This window comes from Pantoea sp. CTOTU49201 (assembly GCF_032054795.1).
GTDB classification, from domain to species: Bacteria; Pseudomonadota; Gammaproteobacteria; order Enterobacterales; family Enterobacteriaceae; genus Pantoea; species Pantoea symbiotica.
This window is the reverse complement of the sequence record NZ_DAMBSA010000415.1, coordinates 1-4,001: the sequence shown is the minus strand read 5'-3', so window position 1 is coordinate 4,001 and position 4,001 is coordinate 1. Positions and strand designations below refer to the sequence as shown.

Annotated in this window: 3 protein-coding genes; 1 reads left to right on the top strand and 2 read right to left on the bottom strand. The window is 53.0% G+C overall.

Features of this window, described 5'->3' with window-relative positions:
• The coding region (locus RTY00_RS21210; protein ID WP_312666044.1) for an FAD/NAD(P)-binding protein at positions 1-200 on the bottom strand (200 nt) is incomplete at its 3' end.
• A 14-nt stretch (positions 201-214) separates the two neighbouring features.
• The gene (ssuD, locus tag RTY00_RS21205; protein ID WP_312666043.1) at positions 215-1,387 is read right to left on the bottom strand and encodes an FMNH2-dependent alkanesulfonate monooxygenase; all 1,173 of its coding nucleotides are present in this window, start codon (positions 1,385-1,387) and stop codon (positions 215-217) included.
• A gap of 274 nt (positions 1,388-1,661) precedes the next feature.
• Here ssuD and RTY00_RS21200 point away from each other — a divergent pair, with 274 nt between their 5' ends.
• The gene (locus tag RTY00_RS21200) at positions 1,662-3,593 is read left to right on the top strand and encodes a sigma-54-dependent Fis family transcriptional regulator (protein WP_312666042.1); all 1,932 of its coding nucleotides are present in this window, start codon (positions 1,662-1,664) and stop codon (positions 3,591-3,593) included.
• Positions 3,594-4,001 lie beyond the last annotated feature (408 nt).

The following is a 4,001-nucleotide window of genomic DNA, read 5'->3' as shown; positions in this document are numbered from 1 at the left end:
CCGCTTAACTGCATGCGCGAAGCGGGCACGTTGATGCGGTGCGCGGGCTCCTGCGTGGAATAGGCAACGCCGCCGCCGAGACTGGCGCGCGGTTCGACCACTGTAATCAGTAATCTGCTCGATGAGGTTCGTGCGAGATGAATTGCCAACGCTGTGCCGCTAAAGCCACCGCCAACAATGATTACCTGTGTCGTTGCCATTGCCTTCTCCTGCATTAGCTGGCGCTCGTCTGTTTTGAAGGTCGCTTATCGCCACCAATGGTTTCACCAAACGGCCCGGTATTAATGGTGCGTTCACGCTGCTGTTGCGCATTCGCCAGCGGGAGCAGCGGCAACAACAATTCGGCCACGCGATGCGCTTCTTCCAGATGCGGATAACCCGACAGAATAAAATTGGTGACGCCCAACGCCTGATATTCACGGATACGTTCAGCCACTTGCTCAGGGCTGCCGACCAGCGCAGTGCCCGCGCCACCGCGTACCAGACCAACGCCAGCCCACAGATTCGGCGAGATATAGAGATTGTCGCGCGAACCTTGGTGCAATGCGCTCATCCGCGCCTGACCGGCAGAATCCATACGCGCAAAGATTTTCTGCGCCTGCGCAATAGTCTCTTCATCAAGATGGCCAATCAACTTATCTGCCGCCGCTTTGGCTTCTTCTTCGGTCTCGCGCACAATCACGTGCAAACGAATGCCGTATTCCAGTTTACGTCCGCGCTGTTGCGCACGCGCGCGCACCACTTCCAGCTTCTCGGTAACCTGCGCTGGCGGCTCGCCCCAGGTGAGATAGGTATCGATCTGTTCCGCAGCCACATCAATCGCCGCCTCAGATGAACCACCAAAATAGAGCGGCGGGCCATTTTCCTGCACCGGCGGGAACAGCACTTCAGCACCTTCAACGTGGATATGTTTGCCTGCGTAATCCACTTTCTCACCGCGCATCAGGCGGCTGTAAACGTCGAGGAACTCTTTGGTGACTTCATAACGTTCACTGTGGTTGAGGAAAATGCCGTCGCCTTTGTTCTCGACGGGATCGCCACCGGTCACCACGTTAATCAATAAACGTCCTTCGGATAGACGATCAAGCGTTGTCGCCATGCGAGCTGCCAGCGTTGGCGGCTGCAGGCCCGGGCGCACCGCCACTAAATAGCGCAGACGTTTGGTGATAGGCGCTAACGCCGAGGCAACCAGCCAGGAATCTTCGCAGCTTTTGCCAGTGGGAATTAATACGCCGTAGAAGCCAAGATTGTCGGCGGCAAGCGCCACTTGCTGTAAGTAGGGTAAATCGACCGGGCGTCCGCCTTGCGTGGTGCCGAGGTAGCGTCCATCACCGTGCGTCGGTAAAAACCAGAAGACATTAATTTTATCGTTCGCGGAATCGACCATTATGCTTTTCCTATATAACTTTATTAAAAAATGATCATTTTGAACTGCTTATTTGGTTATATAGCTATTAGCAGAAAGCGTGCCAGGTTGTTGATTAGCGTGAAGTGCCGTATTTCAGAGGGTTAAGGTTGTTGATTACGGCATATCGAGTTGCAATTGCAACTATGACGCAACAGCTATTGCTGCATATGCAACTGCTTATGCTTTTTACATGGTGTTAATAGTTGGCGTGAGCATTTAGCGTAGCGATATGCTCGTTACCGGACTCAATGCCATGCTAACCAACTTTAATAATCACACTGATTCACCGCGCTTAGTCGATCCCGCTTCTCTGGCGTTTCAATCGCTGCTGGATAAATTCGCCCCCACGGATGCCACCGTGCTGATTGTCGGCGAAACCGGCACAGGGAAAGAAGTGGTGGCGCGTTATCTGCACCATCACAGCCAGCGGCGTCACGGCCCTTTTCTGGCGGTTAACTGCGGTGCGTTAACGGAAAGTCTGGCTGAAGCCGAGTTGTTTGGCCATGAGAAAGGGGCTTTTACCGGCGCGACGCAGTCTCATCCCGGCTGGTTTGAATCCGCGCAAGGCGGCACCTTGCTGCTGGATGAGATTGGTGAGCTTAGCCCTTCACTGCAGGTTAAATTGTTGCGTGTGTTGCAGGAGCGCGAGATTACGCGTGTGGGCTCGCGCAAAGCGATCAAGGTGGATGTGCGGGTTATCGCGGCTACGCATGTGGATTTGGCGCAGGCGATTCGTGAACGACGTTTCCGCGAAGATCTGTTCTATCGCCTGAATATTGCGGTGGTTCCGCTGCCGCCGCTGCGTCAGCGTCGTGAAGACATTCCGCTGCTGGCGCAACACTTCCTCGCACTCTACGCACGACGCTTAGGCCGTCCGGCTCGGCGTCTCTCACCTGATGCGCTTGAAGCGCTGCGCGAATACAGCTGGCCGGGCAATATCCGTGAACTGGAGAACACGCTGCACAACGCCGTTTTGTTGAGCCGCGAAGAAACGCTGACGCCCGCACAGCTGCGACTTGCTGGTTACAGTGAACATGGCTTTAACGAGTCAAACGATTCAACGCTCGATAGTTTTCTTCAGCAGCAGCTGACCAGCCAGCCGCAGCAACTGTTTGATCGCGTTATCAGCAGCCTGATTAACAATGCGTTGTCGATGACAGATCAGAATCAAACTCAGGCCGCCGCGCTATTGGGTATCAGCCGCCACACCTTACGCACGCATCTGGCGAATCAGGGAATGATTAAAGGACGCCGCAAAGCGCTTGTTACTCCATCTTCATCCAGTGCTCATGGAACGCAGGAACGCGAGCTGCGTATTGGCTATCAGAAGTTCGGCAATCTCGGCGTGTTGAAAGCTCGTCAAAGTCTCGAACACAGTTTCGCTCAGCAAGGCATTAGCGTGTTGTGGAGTGAGTTTCCTGCTGGGCCACAGCTGCTGTATGCACTGCAAAACAACGAAATCGACTTTGGGACCACCGGCGAAGTGCCGCCGATCTTCGCCCAGGCAAGCGGCAATGCGGTGACTTATATTGCGTGGGAGCCACCGGCGCCAAGCAGCGTTGGCATTGTGGTGCCGCATGAGAGTGATATTCGCACCATCAGCGATCTGCGCGGTAAGCGCATTTCGGTTAATAAAGGCTCGAACGTTCACTGGCTTCTGCTGCAGTTACTGGAAGAAGCAGGCATTGGTCTGGATGAACTCAAAGTGGTGTATACACCGCCTAAGTATCCGCTGACCGCCAGTGATTATCTCTCGGTTGATGCCTGGATGATGTGGGATCCGTTGCTCAGCGCCGCTGAGAGCAATCCCGAGCTGCGGGTTTTGGTTAATGGTGAAGGGCGCGTACGCAATCATCAGTTCTATCTGGCACGACGTGATTACGTTGAACAGCACGATGACATCCTCAGACAGCTGGTGGAAAGTTTGCAGCAAACTGGCTTATTCATTGATAGCCATCGCCACGAAGCTTCAATGTTACTGGCTCAGGAGCTGGGATTGGAAGTTTCGTCAGTAGAACGCGCATTGACACGTCGCAGCCACAAAACGCGTGCGATGGCCTTCGAAGTGATTAAAGAGCAGCAGACAATCGCCGATCGTTTTTATGCGTTGGGACTGATTAATAAACCGGTGCGCGTGCGCGATGCAGTCTGGCAATTTTCATCAGCGCTGGCGTTGATTGAGTAAGGTTAGTCTTGAAAGTTATCCACGTTTTCTGTGGATAAATCATTGAATATCATCTGGCTAATCTCGCTTTGGGTCTTGAGTTGATGGCTGAAATTACAATCTTAACTGGCGATTTCAGCCTGAAATTTTATTAAAAAAGCTATATTTTTCATGCAAATAGAGATGAAATCGCTTGGGCGAATGGATGAAATCTCATTCGGTTGCTGCTCGGCTTTTAAGGCTTCACTGGCGACTGCCGGTTTAGCGCGCAGCTGGTTAAATTGGCTGCAGTTAGTTTATCGGTATTGGTGAGTTAGAACCGTATGCCTTTTAGCTGCTGGTTGAAATGATGGCGATTTCAGCCTGAAATTTCCGCAGCGACAATCGATATTTCATACAGTTAGCGCTGAAATTGCGCTGGCGAGGCAT

Coding starts and splice junctions, on each gene's coding strand:
- ssuD (WP_312666043.1), bottom strand. CDS start 1,387: ATGGTCGATTCCGCGAACGATAAAATTAATGTCTTCTGGTTTTTACCG.
- RTY00_RS21200 (WP_312666042.1), top strand. CDS start 1,662: ATGCTAACCAACTTTAATAATCACACTGATTCACCGCGCTTAGTCGAT.